Annotated in this window: 15 protein-coding genes; all 15 read left to right on the forward strand. The window is 69.5% G+C overall.

All coding sequences use genetic code 11. The features are described 5' to 3' along the window. Positions 1–28 precede the first annotated feature (28 nt). The 15 genes from ACX80U_RS10055 (at position 29) to ACX80U_RS10125 (ending at position 17,676) form a co-directional block, all read left to right on the forward strand. Positions 29–1,102, forward strand: a complete 1,074-nt coding sequence (locus ACX80U_RS10055; RefSeq protein ID WP_459268295.1) for a tRNA (adenine-N1)-methyltransferase — start codon at positions 29–31, stop codon at positions 1,100–1,102. A 156-nt stretch (positions 1,103–1,258) separates the two neighbouring features. After that, the gene (arc, locus tag ACX80U_RS10060; protein WP_208741154.1) at positions 1,259–3,016 is read left to right on the forward strand and encodes a proteasome ATPase; all 1,758 of its coding nucleotides are present in this window, start codon (positions 1,259–1,261) and stop codon (positions 3,014–3,016) included. 77 nt (positions 3,017–3,093) lie between these two features. Continuing rightward, positions 3,094–4,659, forward strand: a complete 1,566-nt coding sequence (gene dop, locus ACX80U_RS10065; RefSeq protein ID WP_459268351.1) for a depupylase/deamidase Dop — start codon at positions 3,094–3,096, stop codon at positions 4,657–4,659. Between the two features lie 46 nt (positions 4,660–4,705). Continuing rightward, entirely contained in the window at positions 4,706–4,909 is a 204-nt protein-coding gene (locus ACX80U_RS10070) for a ubiquitin-like protein Pup (RefSeq protein WP_133083101.1), read from the forward strand. 3 nt (positions 4,910–4,912) lie between these two features. Then, entirely contained in the window at positions 4,913–5,737 is an 825-nt protein-coding gene (gene prcB, locus ACX80U_RS10075; RefSeq protein WP_133083102.1) for a proteasome subunit beta, read from the forward strand. A gap of 3 nt (positions 5,738–5,740) precedes the next feature. Next, positions 5,741–6,490, forward strand: coding sequence for a proteasome subunit alpha (gene prcA, locus ACX80U_RS10080; RefSeq protein ID WP_459268296.1), 750 nt, complete (start codon positions 5,741–5,743; stop codon positions 6,488–6,490). Next, the gene (gene pafA / locus ACX80U_RS10085) at positions 6,490–7,851 is read left to right on the forward strand and encodes a Pup--protein ligase (RefSeq protein WP_133083104.1); all 1,362 of its coding nucleotides are present in this window, start codon (positions 6,490–6,492) and stop codon (positions 7,849–7,851) included. The genes prcA and pafA overlap by 1 nt, the downstream gene beginning before the upstream one ends. Before the next feature lie 143 nt (positions 7,852–7,994). Continuing rightward, complete coding sequence (locus ACX80U_RS10090; RefSeq protein ID WP_133083105.1) at positions 7,995–8,930, forward strand: FKBP-type peptidyl-prolyl cis-trans isomerase; 936 nt, start codon at positions 7,995–7,997, stop codon at positions 8,928–8,930. 45 nt (positions 8,931–8,975) lie between these two features. After that, positions 8,976–9,371: an FKBP-type peptidyl-prolyl cis-trans isomerase gene (locus tag ACX80U_RS10095; protein ID WP_133083106.1), complete on the forward strand. Its 396-nt coding sequence runs from the start codon at positions 8,976–8,978 to the stop codon at positions 9,369–9,371. 109 nt (positions 9,372–9,480) lie between these two features. Next, positions 9,481–11,469 carry a helix-turn-helix transcriptional regulator gene (locus tag ACX80U_RS10100; RefSeq protein ID WP_459268297.1) on the forward strand — a complete coding sequence of 663 codons (1,989 nt, stop codon included), beginning with the start codon at positions 9,481–9,483 and terminating at the stop codon, positions 11,467–11,469. 9 nt (positions 11,470–11,478) lie between these two features. Beyond that, on the forward strand, positions 11,479–11,829 hold the full coding sequence (locus tag ACX80U_RS10105) for a hypothetical protein (RefSeq protein WP_459268298.1): 351 nt from the start codon (positions 11,479–11,481) through the stop codon (positions 11,827–11,829). A 36-nt stretch (positions 11,830–11,865) separates the two neighbouring features. Beyond that, positions 11,866–12,222, forward strand: a complete 357-nt coding sequence (gene tatA / locus ACX80U_RS10110; protein ID WP_133083109.1) for a Sec-independent protein translocase subunit TatA — start codon at positions 11,866–11,868, stop codon at positions 12,220–12,222. A gap of 60 nt (positions 12,223–12,282) precedes the next feature. Further along, positions 12,283–13,068: a twin-arginine translocase subunit TatC gene (gene tatC / locus ACX80U_RS10115; protein ID WP_133083126.1), complete on the forward strand. Its 786-nt coding sequence runs from the start codon at positions 12,283–12,285 to the stop codon at positions 13,066–13,068. Positions 13,069–13,171: 103 nt separating this feature from the next. Further along, positions 13,172–15,991 (forward strand): DEAD/DEAH box helicase, encoded by a 2,820-nt coding sequence (locus ACX80U_RS10120; protein ID WP_459268299.1) that lies wholly within the window; start codon positions 13,172–13,174, stop codon positions 15,989–15,991. 44 nt (positions 15,992–16,035) lie between these two features. After that, positions 16,036–17,676, forward strand: a complete 1,641-nt coding sequence (locus ACX80U_RS10125; protein WP_459268300.1) for an amidohydrolase — start codon at positions 16,036–16,038, stop codon at positions 17,674–17,676. Positions 17,677–17,907 lie beyond the last annotated feature (231 nt).

The raw sequence follows: 17,907 nt of genomic DNA on the forward strand, positions 1-17,907 counted from the left end.
CCTGCCGGCCCTCGCCGAAGGATCCCCCATGAGCTCCACCCCCACACCCCCCGACGCACCGGTAGGCCCCCATGGCGCCGCAGCCCGCCGCGGCCCCTTCCGCCCGGGCGAGCGCGTCCAGCTGACGGACGAGAAGGGCAGGATGAACACCATCACCCTGACCCCCGGCGGCGCGTTCCACACCCACAAGGGCTTCCTGCAGCACGACGCCCTCATCGGCGCCACCGAGGGGACCATCCTCGAGAACACCACCGGGCAGCTGTACCAGGCGCTGCGTCCGCTCCTGTCCGACTTCGTGCTGTCGATGCCCCGCGGTGCCGCCGTCGTCTACCCGAAGGACGCCGGCCAGATCGTGACCATGGCCGACATCTACCCCGGGGCCCGCGTGGTCGAGGCGGGTGTCGGCTCCGGCGCGCTCTCCATCTCGCTGCTGCGGGCCGTCGGCGACTCCGGATACCTCCACTCGTTCGAGCGGCGCGAGGAGTTCGCCGACATCGCACGGGGCAACGTCGAGACGATCTTCGGCGGGCCCCACCCGGCGTGGCAGATCACCCTCGGCGACTTCCAGGAGCAGGTCGTGGAGCACGAGGAGCCGGGGTCCGTGGACCGCGTCGTCCTCGACATGCTCGCGCCCTGGGAGTGCCTCGACGCCGTCGCGACCGTCCTCGGTGCCGGCGGCGTGTGGATCAGCTACGTCGCGACCGTCACGCAGCTCTCCCGCACCGCCGAGGCCATCCGCGCCGACGGACGCTTCACCGAGCCCGAGGGCTGGGAGTCGATGGTGCGCGGCTGGCACCTCGAAGGACTGGCCGTCCGTCCGGACCACCGGATGGTGGCCCACACGGGGTTCCTGCTCACCACGCGCAGGCTCGCCGACGGCGCCGTCGGATTCACCCCGAAGCGCAGGCCGTCCAAGACCGGCTTCAGCGAGGAGGACCTCAACGCGTGGACACCGCAGGCCGTCGGCGAACGCGAGGTCTCGGACAAGCGGCTCCGGCGCGTGGCGCGGGACGCGGCATCCACGATCCAGCGCGGTTCCCTGCCCCCGGAGGAGGCACAGGCCCGCCGCGACGCGGTCGCCGACGGCGGTACGGTCGAGTAGGGGAGCCCGGCGCACCCGGGGCGATACAGCATCCGCGGCGGGCAGGAACAGGGGAGAGGTCCGCGGACGCCGGGCGTTAACACTGCACGCCGTGCGCTGACGTCTGCGCTAAGGTCGAAAGACAGCCGAAGGTCGAACACGAGGTGGCGAACCGAAATGACGGACTCCGAAGACAGCGCTCCCGCCGCCGACGCGCGCGGTATCACCCCGCCTCCCGCCGACACCGCCGTGGCCCAGCGTCAGCTCAACATCCTGCGGGACCGGCTGCGCCACATCGACCGGCAGCTGGCCTCCGCGACCCAGAACAACGGCAAGCTCGTCAGCGCCCTGGAATCGGCCCGCACCGAGATCGTCCGGCTCAAGGCCGCCCTCGAGAAGGAGGGTGCAGCGCCTTTCAGCTTCGCGACGGTCATGCAGGTCAACCCGAAGCGGCCGGCAGAGCCGGGGACCACCACCGAGGCGACGGTGCAGGACACCGCTGACATCCTCCAGTCGGGGCGGAAGCTCCGCGTCACCGTCAGCCCGCTCATCAGCGTGCGGCAACTCACGCCCGGCCAGGAGGTGCTGCTCAACGAATCGCTGACCATCGTCGCGGCCCTCGGCTTCGAGCGGGCCGGGGAGATCGTGACCGTCAAGGAACTCCTGGGAGCCGATCGTGCCCTCGTCGTCGGGCGGACGGACGACGAGCGCGTCATCCGCCTCAGCGGGCCGCTGCAGGCCGAGAGGATCCGGGTCGGCGATGCGCTGGCCGTCGACACGAAGTCCGGCTACGGCCTGGAGAAGGTGCCCCGGAGCGAGGTGGAGAACCTCGTGCTCGAGGAGGTGCCCGACATCGCGTACGGGGATATCGGCGGACTGGGTCCGCAGATCGAACAGATCCGCGACGCCGTGGAACTGCCGTTCCTCCACCCCGACCTCTACCGCGAACACGGCCTCAAACCGCCCAAGGGGATCCTCCTCTACGGCCCTCCCGGGTGCGGCAAGACGCTCATCGCGAAGGCCGTCGCGAATTCCCTCGCGGCACGTGCCGCGGAGCGCGCAGGCCTCGAACAGATTCGCAGCTACTTCCTGAACATCAAGGGCCCCGAGCTGCTGGACAAGTACGTCGGGGAGACCGAGCGCCACATCCGGCTGATCTTCGCGCGTGCCCGCGAGAAGGCGTCGGACGGCAGTCCCGTCGTCGTGTTCTTCGACGAGATGGACTCGCTGTTCCGCACGCGCGGCACCGGCGTCTCCTCCGACGTCGAGACCACCATCGTGCCGCAGCTGCTGAGCGAGATCGACGGCGTCGAGAAGCTGGAGAACGTGATCGTCATCGGCGCCTCGAACCGTGAGGACATGATCGATCCGGCCATCCTGCGGCCGGGCCGGCTCGATGTGAAGATCAAGATCCAGCGGCCCGACGCCGAGGGCGCCGCCGAGATCTTCGCGAAGTACATCACCGCCGACCTTCCCCTGCATGCCGACGACCTCGCGGAGAACGGCAACGACCCGCAGACCACGATCTCCGAGATGATCCGCCGGACCGTCGAGCAGATGTACTCGACGGACAAGTCGAACGAGTACCTCGAGGTGACCTACGCCAACGGGGACACGGAGATGCTCTACTTCAAGGACTTCAACTCCGGTGCGGTGATCCAGAACGTGGTGGACCGCGCCAAGAAGTACGCCATCAAGGACCTCCTCCTCGACGGCAGCAAGGGCCTGCGCATCGAGCACCTCATGCGGGCCGTGGTCGACGAGTTCCGCGAGCACGAGGACATGCCGAACACCACGAACCCGGACGACTGGGCACGCATCTCGGGCAAGAAGGGCGAGCGCATCACCTACATCCGGACGATCGTCCAGGGGAAGGCCGGGCAGGAGCCGGGCAAGTCGATCGAGACGACGGCGAACACGGGCCAGTATCTGTGATCGAAACGGGTGGACGACGGACCGGTGGGACGGATGCGCTGCCGGCCGTGGGCAAGGGGGTCTCCGTCCACCGTGTCATGGGGACGGAGACCGAGTACGGCATCATCGCGCCCGCCCTTCCCTCGGCGAATCCCACGCTCCTGTCCTCGCAGGTGGTCAACGCCTACGCGGCGACCCTGAGGGAGGGGCTCGGCAACCTCGCGGGCACCCGCTGGGACTACACGGACGAGACACCGCTGACGGACGCCCGCGGGTTCCGGATGGATCGGGCCGCCGCGCATCCCAGCCAGCTGACCGACGAACCCGCGGAACTCAGCGCGGAACAGATAGCCCTCGAACGGGGGGAGCCGGCCGAGGCGGCGGTGCTGATGAACCTCGTGCTGAACAACGGTGCGAGGCTCTACGTGGACCACGCCCACCCCGAGTACTCCTCGCCCGAGGTGACCAATCCGCTGGACGCCGTCCTGTGGGACCGGGCGGGGGACCACGTCGCCGCGGCCGCCATGACCCGGATCGGCTCCACCCCCGGCTTCTCGCCCGTCATCCTCTACAAGAACAACACGGACAACAAGAGCGTCTCCTACGGCTCGCACGAGAACTACCTCGTTCCCCGGAGCGTGCCGTTCTCGAAGCTCGCCGAAGCGCTCCTGCCCTTCTTCGTCTCACGGCAGGTCATCTGCGGCGCCGGCCGCGTGGGCATCGGCCCGCTGAACCAGGAACCCGGATTCCAGATCAGCCAGCGTGCCGACTTCTTCGAGAACGAGATCGGCCTGGAGACCACTGTCCGGCGTCCCATCATCAACACGCGCGACGAGCCGCACGCCGTCGCCGAGAAGTACCGCCGGCTGCACGTGATCATCGGTGACGCCAACCTGAACGAGGTGTCTAACTACCTCAAGCTGGGCACCACGTCCCTCGTCCTGGCGCTGGTGGAGCAGGGCCTGGCGCCGGTCCCCACCCTCGAGGACCCCGTGCAGGCACTGCGCACCATCAGTCACGACCCGTCGCTGGCGGCCACGGTCCGGTTGACGGACGGTCGCAGCGTCTCCGGACTCGACCTTCAGGAGATCTACTGCGAGGCGGTGACGCGCGCCGTGCCGGAGGACGCCGACGAGCAGACCCGCGACGTCGTCGAACGCTGGCAGGCACTGCTGGCGACCCTGCGCCGCGAACCTCTTGCGGCGGCCCGGCAGGTGGACTGGATCGCGAAGCTGAAAGTGCTCGAGGCCTACCGCACGCGGGACGGACTCGCCTGGACGGACCCGCGGCTCGCGCTCGTCGACCTGCAGTACGCGGACCTGCGGCCGGAGAAGGGCATCTACCAGCGGCTCGCGCGCCGGGGCGACGTCGACCTGCTCGTGCGCCCCGAGGACGTGGCGCGGGCAGCCGTCGAGCCGCCGCGCGACACCAGGGCCTACTTCCGCGGCCGCTGCATCTCCGAGTATCCGGCGGAGGTCGTCGGTGCGAGCTGGGACTCGCTGATCTTCGAGCTGGCGGGGGAGCGGCGGCTGCAGCGTGTGCAGACACGCGAGCCGCTCCGGGGCACGGCGGTACTGACCGAGGAGTTGTTCGATACAGCAGCCGACGCCCAGGATTTCCTCGCCCGATTGTTGAGCGGCCCCGACCGCCGCGTGGCACCATAGGAACCTGATCACCGAACTGATCACGAACACGGAAAGGGTGGCCGTCATGGCGACACAGGACCGCATCAACACCGGTGGGACGTCCTCCGCATCGGAGGAGGAGCTCCCCGATCCCGCCCCGGCGGCGCCGGCCGCCCAGGACTCCGCGCAGACCCAGGGTGTCGACGACCTGCTCGACGAGATCGACGGTGTCCTCGAGTCCAACGCCGAGGAATTCGTGCGCGGATTCGTGCAGAAGGGCGGCCAGTAGCGGATGCTCCCGGACGATGCAGCAGCAGCGGTGCCCCGGGCCGCCTCCACGTCCTTCGCCGACTTCCTGAACGCCCACCATCCCGGCCTGCTGCCGTCGAACCGCACGCTCGGCCCGGGGACGTCGACCGACGCGTCCCATCTCGCGCCCCACGCGACCACGATCGTCTCCCTGACCTTCCCCGGCGGGGTGCTGATGGCCGGTGACCGGCGCGCGACGATGGGAAACGTCATCGCCAGCCGGCACATCGAGAAGGTCTTCCCGGCCGATCGGTACTCCGTCCTGGGGATCGCCGGGAGTGCGGGGATCGGCCTCGACCTCACCCGACTGTTCCAGGTGGAACTCGAACACTACGAGAAGATCGAGGCGACGATGATGAGCCTCGACGGCAAGGCCAACCGCCTCGCCGCGATGGTGCGGCAGAACCTCCCCATGGCCATGCAGGGCCTCGCGGTGGTGCCGCTCTTCGCCGGGTTCGACACCGAACGGCACGTGGGCCGGCTCTTCTCCTTCGACGTCACCGGCGGCCGCTATGAGGAGCACGAGCACCACTCGGTCGGCTCGGGCTCCGTGTTCGCCCGCGGCGCCCTCAAGAAGCTGTGGAATCCGCGCCTGGACGAGGCATCGGCTGTGCGGGTGGCCGTCGAGGCCCTCTACGACGCAGCCGACGACGACTCGGCGACCGGCGGGCCGGACACCGTGCGGGCCCTGTGGCCCGTGGTCTACGTCGTCGACGGCACCGGCGCGCGCCGCATCCCCGAGCGGGAGCTCGAGGCCGCGGCGCACACCATCATCGAGGCCCGCTCCTCGGCGGGCCGGGAGGCATAGGCCATGACACAGCAGTTCTACGTCTCGCCCGAGCAGCTGATGAAGGACCGTGCGGACTTCGCCCGCAAGGGGATCGGCCGCGGCCGCTCGGTGGTGGTGATGAGCTGCCGTGACGGCATCGCCCTGGTCGCCGAGAACCCCTCACCCTCGCTCCACAAGCTGGGGGAGATCTACGACCGGATCGCTTTCGCCGCCGTCGGCAAGTACAACGAGTTCGAGAGCCTGCGGCAGGCCGGCGTCCGCTACGCCGACGTCCGCGGCTACTCCTACGCCCGCGAGGACGTCACGGCCCGGGGGCTCGCCAGCGTGTACGCGCAGAGCCTGGGCGCCGTCTTCACCGCGGAGAGCAAACCGTTCGAGGTGGAGCTCGTGGTCGCCGAGGTGGGCCGTAGCCAGGACGAGGACCACCTGTACCGCCTCACGTTCGACGGATCCATCGCGGACGAGACCGGCTTCGTGGTCATGGGCGGTGCTGCCGACGCCGTCGTCCACGCCCTCGAAGGTCCCTGGTCGCCCGAGCTGAGCCTCCCCGAGGCGGTCCGCGCCGCCGCCCGCGCCCTGCGGAACGACGGATCGTCCGCGCAGACCGGGAACGACGGCGGTTCGTCCGGAATCGCCGCACTGGACCCCTCGCTCCTCGAGGTCGCGTTCCTCGAACGCGACCCCGACACCCTGCGCGGCAGCCGCCGCGCCTTCCGCCGCATCGGCGGACCCGAGCTCGAGAACCTCCTGCAGTACGAACAGGACACATGATGGACCGGCGCATCTTCGGGGTCGAGACGGAATTCGGCATCTCCTACTCAGGGCCCAACTCGCGCCCGCTCTCGCCCGAGGAGGTCGCCCGGTACCTGTTCCGGAAGGTCGTCAGCTGGGGCAGGTCCTCCAACGTGTTCCTCACCAACGGGTCCCGCCTCTACCTCGACGTCGGATCCCATCCGGAGTACGCGACGGCCGAGTGCGACGACCTCGCACAGCTGATCGCTCACGACCGCGCGGGCGAGCTGATCCTCGAGGACCTCGTCTCGGAGGCCCAGCGCAAGCTCGCGCAGGAGGGGTACGACGGGCGGATCTACCTCTTCAAGAACAACACCGACTCCGCGGGCAACTCCTACGGCAGCCACGAGAACTACCTCATCCCCCGCAAGCTCGAGTTCTCACGCCTCGCCGACATCCTCATCCCCTTCCTGGTGACGCGGCAGCTGCTGGTCGGCGCGGGCAAGGTCCTCAAGACGCAGACGGGGTCCCTCTACGCGTTCTCGCAGCGGGCCGACCACCTGTGGGAAGGGATCTCGTCCGCGACCACCCGTTCACGGCCCATCATCAACACGCGGGACGAGCCGCACGCCGACGCCGAGCACTACCGGCGGCTGCACGTGATCGCGGGCGACTCGAACATGTCCGAGACCACCATGCTGCTCAAGGTCGGGTCCGTGGACCTACTGCTGCGGATGGTGGAGGCGGGGGAGATGATGCGGGACTTCCGGCTGGAGAACCCGATCCGGAGCATCCGGGAGATCTCGCACGACCTCACCGGGACGCAGCTCCTCAAGCTCGCCAACGGGCGCCACATGACCGCGCTCGAGATGCAGCGCGAGTACCTCGCCCGGGTGACCGCGTTCGTGGACCAGCACGGCGCCCACAACCGCCACGTCCCGGCCATCCTCGACCTGTGGGAGCGCGTGCTCGACGCCGTCGAGACCGGCAGGACCGACCGGATCGACACCGAGGTGGACTGGGCGATCAAGAAGAAGCTGATCGACAGGTACCTCGCACGGTCCGGAGAGGACCTCGACTCCGCGAAGGCGGCCCAGCTCGACCTCACGTACCACGACATCTCGCGCTCCCGGGGTTTGTTCTTCCTGCTGCAGGCGCACGGGGAAGCGGCCCGCGTCGTGGACGACACCGCCGTCAAGGAGGCCGTCGACCTTCCGCCGCAGACGACGCGCGCGCGGCTGCGCGGGGAGTTCGTCCGGCGGGCGAAGGAAGCGAACCGCGACTACACGGTGGACTGGGTCCACCTGAAGCTCAACGACCGGGCCCAGCAGACCATCCTCTGCAAGGATCCGTTCACCTCCGTGGACGACCGCGTGGAAGCACTCCTGCAGCAGTTGTGACGGCTGCGGGGCGTGCAGCGGGCCGCGTGCAACCACCAGCACAGGGTGTTCCCAGGAGAAACCGCACGCCATGAGCCGTTAGGCTTGTCAGGGCCCTTTGTTCTACGGGCGGCCTGAACTGACACCAATCCGAAAGTGGTTCTGTGCGAAAAGTACTAGCAATCCTCCTGCCGCTGCTGCTGTTGCTGACAGCCTGCGGCGGTACGACGACGGGGAAGTCGGCCGGCGCCGCCGAGGTCTTCGACACTGTCAAGGTGAGCGGAGGATCCGACGAGGAGGCGCCGACCGTCGAGTTCGAGTCGCCGCTGGACGTCACAGCGGTCGCGGCCAGGACCGTCGAAGAAGGCGAAGGGGACGCGGTGGAGGCCGGGCAGCAGATCCGCTACCAGCTCGTCGCCCTCAACGCCACGGACGGCGAGGTCCTCGGCGACACCTACAGCCAGGGGGACCCGCAGGTCCTGCCGGTGGACGACTCGCTCAAGGAGCAGGACAGCGAGCTCTACGAGGTCCTCGTGGGAACGAAGGTCGGGGCGCAGGTCGCCTACACCCGTCCCTCCGCCGAGCCCGCCGAGGGTGAGACAGCCGCTCCGGAGCAGCTGATCGTGCTCAAGGTCATCTCGGCCGAGCAGCCCCCGCCGGAGCCCGAGGTCCTCTCGCCCGAGGACGTCAAGAAGCTCGACGAGGAGGGCAAGCTTCCCACGTTCACGTTCGCCGACAACGGCGCACCCGAGGTGACCATCCCCGAGAACGATCCCTCCGACGACCTCGTCGTGAAGGTGCTCGAGGAGGGCGACGGCGAGGTCGTCGCCGAGACGGACAGCATCACGGCGAACTACAGCGGCTGGACCTACTCCGACGGCGAGAAGTTCGATTCCAGCTTCGACCGCGGCGAGCCCGCGACCTTCCCGCTGAACCAGGTCATCACCGGCTGGACCAAGGGCCTGGCCGGCCAGAAGGTCGGGTCGAAGGTCCTGCTCGTGATCCCCGAGCCGTGGGCATACCCCACGGCACAGGCGGGCCAGCCATCCGGCACGCTCGTGTTCTTCGTCGAGATCGTCAGCAAGGAAGCCGCGCAGTAGTCCGGCGCTCCTTCACACCGACGACAATCCCAGGAAAGGAAACCCATGTCCTTCGGACAGCGCAATTTCGACCGGCAGAAGCCGGAGATCGACTTCCCCGCCCACGAGGTGCCCACCGACCTCGTGATCGAGGACCTCATCGAGGGCAAGGGTGACGAGGCGAAGCCCGGCAACACCGTGTCCACCCACTACGTGGGTGTCGCATTCTCCACGGGCGAGGAGTTCGACGCCTCATGGAACCGCGGCGCGCCGCTCGACTTCCGGGTCGGCGTCGGCCAGGTCATCCAGGGCTGGGACCAGGGCCTCCTCGGGATGAAGGTCGGCGGCCGCCGCCGGCTCGAGATCCCCTCCCACCTCGCCTACGGCGCCAGTGGGGCCGGATCGGCGATCGGACCGAACGAAGCACTCATCTTCGTGGTGGACCTGCTCGCCGTCCGCTAGCCGGATCCGTCGGAGCACGGAGCTCCGGCATCGCAGTCCAGGAGGGACGCAGGCCACCACCGGTTGGCCTGCGTCCCTTTTGCCTCTCCCGGGAAGATAGGGTTTCACCGTGTCCGCAAAACGTACCGAACGCCTCCTCACCCTCGTGATCATGCTCCTCTCGAGCCGACGCGGGTACACGAAGGAGGAACTGTTCGACGAGATCGACCTCTACCGCGAGGCGACGTCGGTGGCCGCACGGGAGAAGCTCTTCGACCGCGACAAGGCAGCCCTCCGGGAACAGGGCATCCCCCTCGAGTCCTTCAGCGAGGACGCCCTGTTCGACAACGACAACACCGTGCAGCGGTACCGCATCAGCGCGGAGGACTACCGCCTCGGCGGGGTCACCTTCCAGCCGGAGGAATACGCCGTCCTCAACCTGGCCGCCGGGGTGTGGGACCAGGGGTCGCTCGACTCCGCGGCGTCCCGGGCACTGCGGAAGCTGAGTTCGCGCAGCACCGACGGCGCGGTCGAGCTCACGCCCCTCATCCAGCCCCGCATCACCACCGACGCGCCCTACTGGGACATCGTGTGGCAGGCTCTGACCTCCCGCACGCCCCTGCGCTTCCCCTACCGCGCGGCCAGTACGGGCCGTGAGGAGGTGCGGACGGTACACCCGTGGGGGATGGGCGCGCGGTTCGGCCACTGGTACGTGGTGGGGTTCGACACCACCCGCAAGGCCGAACGCTTCTTCCGCCTGTCCCGCATGACGGGGGAACCTGTCCTCCTGAAGGGCACCTTCGACGTGCCGGCGTCCTTCGACATGAACGCCACGCTGTCCTCGCTGTCACGCAGCGAGCCGGACCGCACCGCCGTCGTCGCCGCCCGCCCCGGCTCCTGCCAGGTGCTGCGCGTGCGCAAGGACGCCGAGGTCCTGCAGACGGGCGAGGAGTGGGACGTCCTCCGCGTGCCCTACGCGGCATCGAGTCCGATGGCGGCGACGATCGCCGGGCTGGGGACCAACGCGAGGGTGGAGGAGCCCCGGGAGCTGGCGACGGAGGTCGCCCGGCTCCTCGAAGGAGCCCTCGCGGCCGCCCGGACGGCTCCCCGTGACGTCGAGATCACCGCCGGCGCACGTCCCGCACCCCGGAAGAAGTCCTCCTCGCAGGACCACCTGCTGCGCCTGCTCGACCTCGTGCCCTACCTCCTCGCGCATCCGGGGGCCGAGGTGGGCGAGACGGCGCGCAGGTTCGACATCACGGAGGGCCAACTGACGAAGGACCTCGACCTGCTGTTCGTCAGCGGTCCCCGGCACTACCCGGACGGCCTCATGGACGTGAACATCGAGGACGGCCGCATCTACCTGACGAACGCACGCGACCTCGCGGAGCCGGTGAAGCTGAGCATGGACGAGGCCTGCTCGCTGATCGTGGGGCTCCAGGCCCTCCGCGAACTCCCCGGTATGAGGAACAACGAGGCCATCGTCAGCGCCCAGACCAAGCTGACCGCTGCCGCTGGGGACGCCGCGCACATCGGCACCGCCGTCGCCACCAAGCTCACCGAGGACGACATCGACCCGACGCTCGACGTCCTGCAGGCGGCCCTGCACTCCGGGGTGCGGGTGGAGGTGGACTACTTCGTGCCGACACGCGACGAGATCACGCACCGCCTGCTCGAGCCGATCCGGATCTTCCTGCACCAGGACACGTGGTACCTCGAGGCATGGTGCGTCGACTCCGACGGCCTGCGGAACTTCCGCCTGGACCGCATCCAGAGCGCCACCCTGACCGACCAGCCCGCCACGTCCTCCACGGACGAGGCGTCCTCCGCACAGGACCCGCGAGCGGCGGCGCCCTACCGGTCGGGGGAGACCGACCAGGCCGTGACCCTCGTGCTGGAACCGCGGGCGCGATGGATCGCAGCCCAGTACAACGCGGACGCCGTGCAGGAGCTGGGCGAGGACCGGCTGGCGGCACGCCTGAAGGTGGCGTCCAGTTCCTGGATCCCCGGGCTCGTGGCGGGCCTCGGTGGATCCGCCGCCGTCGTCGCCCCCGATGAGCTGCGCGAGGAGACCCTCCGCTGGCTGGAGGCCGCCCGGGCGCACCAAGCGCTGGCCTAGACTGGCATCATGCTCTGGTGGATGTGGATCGTCCTGTGGGTCGCGCTGGTAGCCGTCAGCGTGATCTTCCTCGTCGTGGTCGGCTTCCGCGTCTTCCGGCGCGGAATGCGAACTCTGGGTGAATTCGGGGAGGCGATGGACCGCCTCGCGGTGGGCGTCCCGACCGACGACGGCGCCGCCGTGCCACACGCGGGCGTCCCCGGAATCCCGGTGCCGGCGGTGTTCGCCGCGCCGGCCGACGTCCGTGCGGCTCGCGACGCCGCCCGTACCCGCCGCACCGGAGACCGCCGCAGCAGGCGCGTCCGGAAGCGCTCGGACCGCCGGCAGCCGCAGCTCCTGCGGGACATGCCCCACCTGTGACCTAAACTGGAGCGGGATCAACGAGAGGAATCGGACATGAGGCTCGAAGGCTGGCACATCGTCATCATCATCGTTCTAGCGATCGTGCTGTTCGGCGCGCCGAAACTGCCCGGGCTGGCCCGCAGCGTGGGACAGTCGCTGCGGATCTTCAAGTCCGAGGTGAAGCAGATGAAGGACGAGAACAACACCGGCGAGACCGGCACGGAGCCCGTGGAGGGCCGGGTGGTCGACACCCCCCGGACGCAGACCTACAACCCCTCCCACGAGACTCCTGTACAGCACCCCGGGCGTCCCGCACCGCACCACCCGGGCGGCGGCGCCGACGGCCACAGGGACGGCCAGTCGCAGGCGGGACCGTTCCAGCAGGGCGGTTCCTCGCACACCAGCCAGTAGGGCCTCCCTGTGTCACCCGCCAAGGTCCGCAAGCGCAGGAAGGCCAATCCGGAAGGCCGGATGGCCCTGAAGGAACACCTGCGCGAGGCCCGGAACAGGCTGTTCAAGTCCGCGATCGCGGTCATCCTCGGCACCGTGGCCGGATTCTTCGTCTACGAACCCGTGCTGCGAGCGCTGGCCGCACCGATCATCGCGATCAACGGCCAGGAGGGCAGGACGGCGTCGCTGAACTTCGACAGCGCCGCGTCCCCGTTCGACCTGCTCATCCAGGTCTCCGTGTTCCTGGGCCTGGTCCTGTCCAGCCCGGTCTGGCTGTACCAGCTGTGGGCGTTCATCACGCCGGGGCTGAAGACGAAGGAACGGCGGATCGCGCTGGCGTTCATCGCCGTCGCGTTCCCGCTGTTCCTGGCCGGCATCGCCCTGGCCTGGCTGATCCTCCCCAACGCGGTGCGCGTCCTGACGGAGTTCACGCCGGAGGACTTCTCGAACTACATCAGCGTCTCCGTGTACTTCACGTTCGTGCTCCGGCTGATGCTGGCGTTCGGCATCGCGTTCCTCCTGCCGGTGGTCCTGGTCGGTCTGAACATGGTGGGCCTGGTCTCGGGCCGTCAGGTCCTCAAGGCCTGGCGTATCACGGTGTTCCTGGTGTGCCTGTTCGCGGCGATGGCCGCCCCCGGCGGGGACGCCCTGAGCATGTTCTACCTCGCCGTTCCCCTGCTGCTGCTGTTCTTCCTCGCGATCGGGCTGTGCCTGCTCAACGACAAGCGCCGGGCCCGCCGCACCGCAGCCCGGGAAGCCGCCGTGGACGCCACCGCGGACACCGCCACCCCCCTCGACGCGCTCTGACCCGACCCACGGCCGGCGCCGGTCCCGCAAGCACGACCGGCGCGGGATCGCTCACCGCGTACACCGGGTGCCCGCCCCCAGCCGAACGTCTAGGGTGGATTTCATGAGCACCCCCGCGGAGAGATACGCAGCAGCCAAGGCCCGCACGGAACACTCACGGACACAGCTGTCCCATTTCGAGCAGACCCTCGACTTCGACCTCGACCCGTTCCAGCGGGAGGCGTGTACCGCCCTCGAGGCCGGCCGGGGTGTGCTGGTCGCCGCTCCCACGGGTGCCGGGAAGACCGTGGTGGGCGAGTTCGCGGTGTTCATGGCGCTGCAGCGCGGCCTGAAGGCGTTCTACACCACGCCGATCAAGGCGCTCAGCAACCAGAAGTACTCCGAGCTCGCCGCCGTGCACGGCAACGACCGCGTCGGTCTGCTCACCGGCGACACGAGCATCAATGCGGACGCCGACGTGATCGTGATGACCACCGAGGTGCTGCGCAACATGCTCTACGCCAACTCGGACGCCCTCGACAACCTCGGGTACGTGGTGATGGACGAGGTCCACTACCTCGCGGACCGGTTCAGGGGAGCGGTGTGGGAGGAAGTGATCATCCACCTGCCCACCGAGGTGAAGCTGGTGTCGCTCAGTGCCACCGTCTCCAACGCGGAGGAGTTCGGCGCGTGGCTGGACACCGTCCGCGGCGACACCGACGTCGTCGTCTCCGAACACCGGCCGGTCCCCCTCTGGCAGCACGTCATGGTCGGCCAGAGCCTGATCGACCTCTTCGCCGGTGACATCGCCTTCGACGAGGCGGCGCCGGCCGGCACCGACGCCGGCGCACGGGACCAGTACGACGTGAACCCGGAGCTGCTCGAACTCGCCAGCAACGAGATCCGCCTCAACCAGCGTGCCAACTGGGGCGGCGGGCGCCGCGGAGGACCGCGGAACGGGCGGGGCGGCCCCCCGCGGACGACGGCCGTCCGCCGTGCGACGCGCCCGCAGGTCATCAGCGCCCTCGACCGCGCCGACCTGCTCCCGGCGATCACCTTCATCTTCTCGAGGGCCGGCTGCGAAGCGGCCGTCACGCAGTGCCTCCACGCCGGGCTGTGGCTCACCACGGAGGACGAACGCGACGAGATCAGCGAGACCATCGACGAGGCCACGATGGACATCCCGCGCGACGACCTCGAGATCCTGGGCTTCTGGACATGGCGTGAGGGACTCATCCGCGGCTTCACGGCGCACCACGCGGGAATGCTGCCCACCTTCAAGGAGATCGTCGAGCGGCTCTTCGCGGCCGGGCTCGTGAAGGCGGTCTTCGCGACGGAGACCCTCGCGCTCGGCGTGAACATGCCCGCACGGACCGTCGTGCTGGAGAAGCTCGACAAGTTCAACGGCGAGGCCCACGTGAACGTCACCGCGGGGGAGTACACGCAGCTCACCGGCCGGGCCGGCCGGCGCGGGATCGACGTCGAGGGCCACGCCGTCGTGCTGTGGCAACCGGGCACGGATCCCGGTGCCGTGGCCGGGCTCGCCTCGCGTCGCACCTACCCCCTGAACTCGAGCTTCCGGCCCACGTACAACATGAGCATCAACCTCATGGCGCAGTTCGGGCAGGAGCGGTCCCGGGAGATCCTCGAGACGTCCTTCGCCCAGTTCCAGGCGGACCGCTCCGTGGTGGGCCTGGCCAAGCAGGTGCGCAGCCGCGAGGAATCGCTCAAGGGCTACGAGAAGTCCATGACGTGCCATCTCGGCGACTTCCGTGAATACGCGAACCTCCGGCGCGAACTGTCCGACCTCGAGTCGCGCGCGTCCCGGGACAAGTCGCGGTCGCTGCGCTCGGCCGCGGAGTCGTCACTGGAGTCGCTCCGGCCCGGTGACGTCATCGACGTCCCGGGAGGGCGGAGCCAGGGGTACGCCGTGGTCCTGGACAGCGACACGTCGCGTGAGCCGCGGCCGACCGTCCTCACGCTCGAGACGCAGATCCGCCGCGTCGGCGTGCAGGACCTCGACGGTCCCGTGGAGGTCCTCTCCCGCATCCGGATCCCCAAGCACTTCAGCGCGCGCAGCCCGAAGGACCGCCGCGACCTGACGTCCTCTCTCCGCAACGCACTGCAGGAGAAGCGGCCGCCGCGGCGGGGTGCCGACCGGGTCGCGAGCGGCTACTCGGCATCGGCGGCCGCGGAGGAACGTGCCATCACCGATCTGCGGCGGCGGCTCCGCGCCCACCCCTGCCACGGCTGCAGCGAACGGGAACAGCACGCGCGCTGGGCCGAGCGCTGGTTCAAGCTGCGCCGCGAGACCGACAAGCTGGGCGGGCAGATCCGGGGCCGCACGAACACGATCGCCAAGACGTTCGACCGCGTCTCCGAGGTCCTGGCCCACTACGGCTACCTCGAGTACACGGACGACGGCGTCTTCGTGAGCGCCTCCGGGCAGAAGCTCCGGCGGATCTACGGCGAGAAGGACCTGCTGATCGCGCTGTGCGTCGAGGAGGGCGCCTTCACCGAGCTCGACGCCGCCGAACTCGCGGCCCTCACCACGGTCCTCGTCTACCAGGCCAAGCGCGAGGAGCGCGGCGTCCGGCCCGTGATGCCGAGCGTGTCCCTGGAGGGGTCGGTGGAGACCATCATCCGCCAGTGGTCCCAGCTCAACGACGTCGAGGAGCAGCACCGGCTCCCCGTGACCGGTGAACCCGAACTCTCACTCGTGTGGCCGATGTTCAAGTGGGCGCAGGGCCGGTCGCTCCAGGCGGCCCTGAGCGGCACGGAACTCGCGGCCGGTGACTTCGTGCGGTGGTCCAAGCAGGTCATCGACCTCCTGGATCAGCTGGCCAAGGTGCCGGACCTGCCGGGCGGCCTGCAGCAGACCTGCGTGCGGGCGATCAGGCTGGTCCGTCGTGGCGTGGTGGCATACTCGAACATCAGTGAGTAGTCCCCCTTCGGGACACCCGACGACAGAAAGCCTCCTGCACCTCCATGCCGACTTTGAAGCGCCCCCTGCCCGTCCTCTACCGCAACGGGTCCGTCTACAGCCCCGCTGATCCCTTCGCTACCGCGATGCTCGTCGACGGGGCGACGGTGGCCTGGGTCGGGTCCGAGCACGCCGCTGCGAACCTCGCCGGCCCCGACGTGCGCACCGTGGACCTCGACGGTGCACTCGTGACGCCCGGGTTCGTCGACGCCCACACGCACACCACCGAGACGGGCATCGCCCTCGGCTCGATCGATCTGGCCTCCTGCCGCTCGCTCGATGACCTGCTCGGCGCGGTCGCCGCTGCGGCGAGGTCCGGTGCGTCCACGATCCTCGGCTTCGGCTGGGACGAATCCCAGTGGCCGGAGAAGCGGGTCCCGACGGCCGCCGAGCTCGACCGCGCGGGCCACGGCGCCCTGGTCTACCTCGTGAGGGCCGACATCCACTCGGCCGTCGTCTCGGGGAGCCTCGCCGCGGCACTCGGCCTCGCCGCGGTCGACGGGTGGGACGACGGGTTCGTCGTCCGCGCGGCGCACGAAGCCGCCCGCCAGGCGACGCGCAACCTCGCCCCGGAGCAGCGCCGCACCTACCAGCAGGCCGCCCTGCGCCACGCTGCCGCCCGGGGGTACGTCGCGGTCACCGAGATGGCCGCTCCGCACATCGCACCGCGGGAGGACCTCGAGGTGCTGCTCTCGATCGACGGTGCGCAGGGCGAACTCGCGCTCCCGGAGGTCATCCCGTACTGGGCACAACGCGCCTCGTCGCGGGACGAGGTGCGCGGGCTGATGCAGGGCTTCGGCGGTCGCCTCGCGGGGCTGGCGGGCGACCTCAACGTCGACGGTTCCATCGGGTCACGGACGGCCGCCCTGCGCGAACCCTACAGCGACGACGCGGCGAACCGCGGCACGCTCTACCTGACCGAGGACGACGTCGCGGCTCACCTGCTCGCGACCACCGCCGAGACCGTCCAGGCGGGATTCCACGTCATCGGCGACGCCGGGCTCGACGTCGTCCTGAGCGGCCTCGAGGCGACCGCGCGCGAGCTCGGCGTCGAGGCGGTGCGCCGCTCACGCCACCGCCTGGAACACGTGGAGCTCGCCGACGATGCCGCGATCGCCGCGCTGGTGCACTACGGCGTCGCCGTCAGCGGACAACCCGCCTTCGATGCGCTGTGGGGCCGGGAGGGAGGACTGTACGACCAGCGGCTGGGGGAGCGCAGGACCGGGATGAACCGGTTCGCCTCCCTCCTGTCCGAGGGCGTGCTCGTGGCGCTGGGATCGGACAGCCCGGTGACACCCCTCGATCCATGGGCGTCCGTGCGTGCCTGCCTGCAGCACAGCACCGCCGTGGAGAACATCTCCGCCCGCGCCGCGTTCATCGCGCACACCAGGGCCGGCTGGCGCCTCTCGGGCCGCAGCCCCATGATGGGACAGCTCGCGCCCGGCACCCCGGCGTCCTTCGCCGTCTGGAAGGTGGACGAGCTCATGGTGCAGACACCGGACAACCGCGTCCAGTCCTGGAGCACGGACCCCCGGGCGGGCACCCCGCTGTTGCCGGCACTGGACACGGAGAACGCGCCGTCGTGCCTGGAGACCGTGCACGACGGGCGCCGTCTGTTCGCCGTCGAGGAGTTCGCGGCGGCGTAGGACCACCGAATCCGCGGCCCGTCGACGACCGCCGTCTGACCTGCGCAAAGGCCTGTCGTCGCAGGTCAGAGTGCTGTTGACACCTCCTCCACAGCACGTAAGCTTTTGCCCTACGGGTTGGAGGAACTCCCACGGGAGGAAACCTGGCCGGCCTCTACGAGCGCAACGCATCGGCCTTTCCAATGGCGCGTGTTGCCCCTCCAGGCGGAGCCGGCACTTCCAAGGGCAGGT

This window comes from Arthrobacter sp. TmT3-37 (assembly GCF_054510835.1).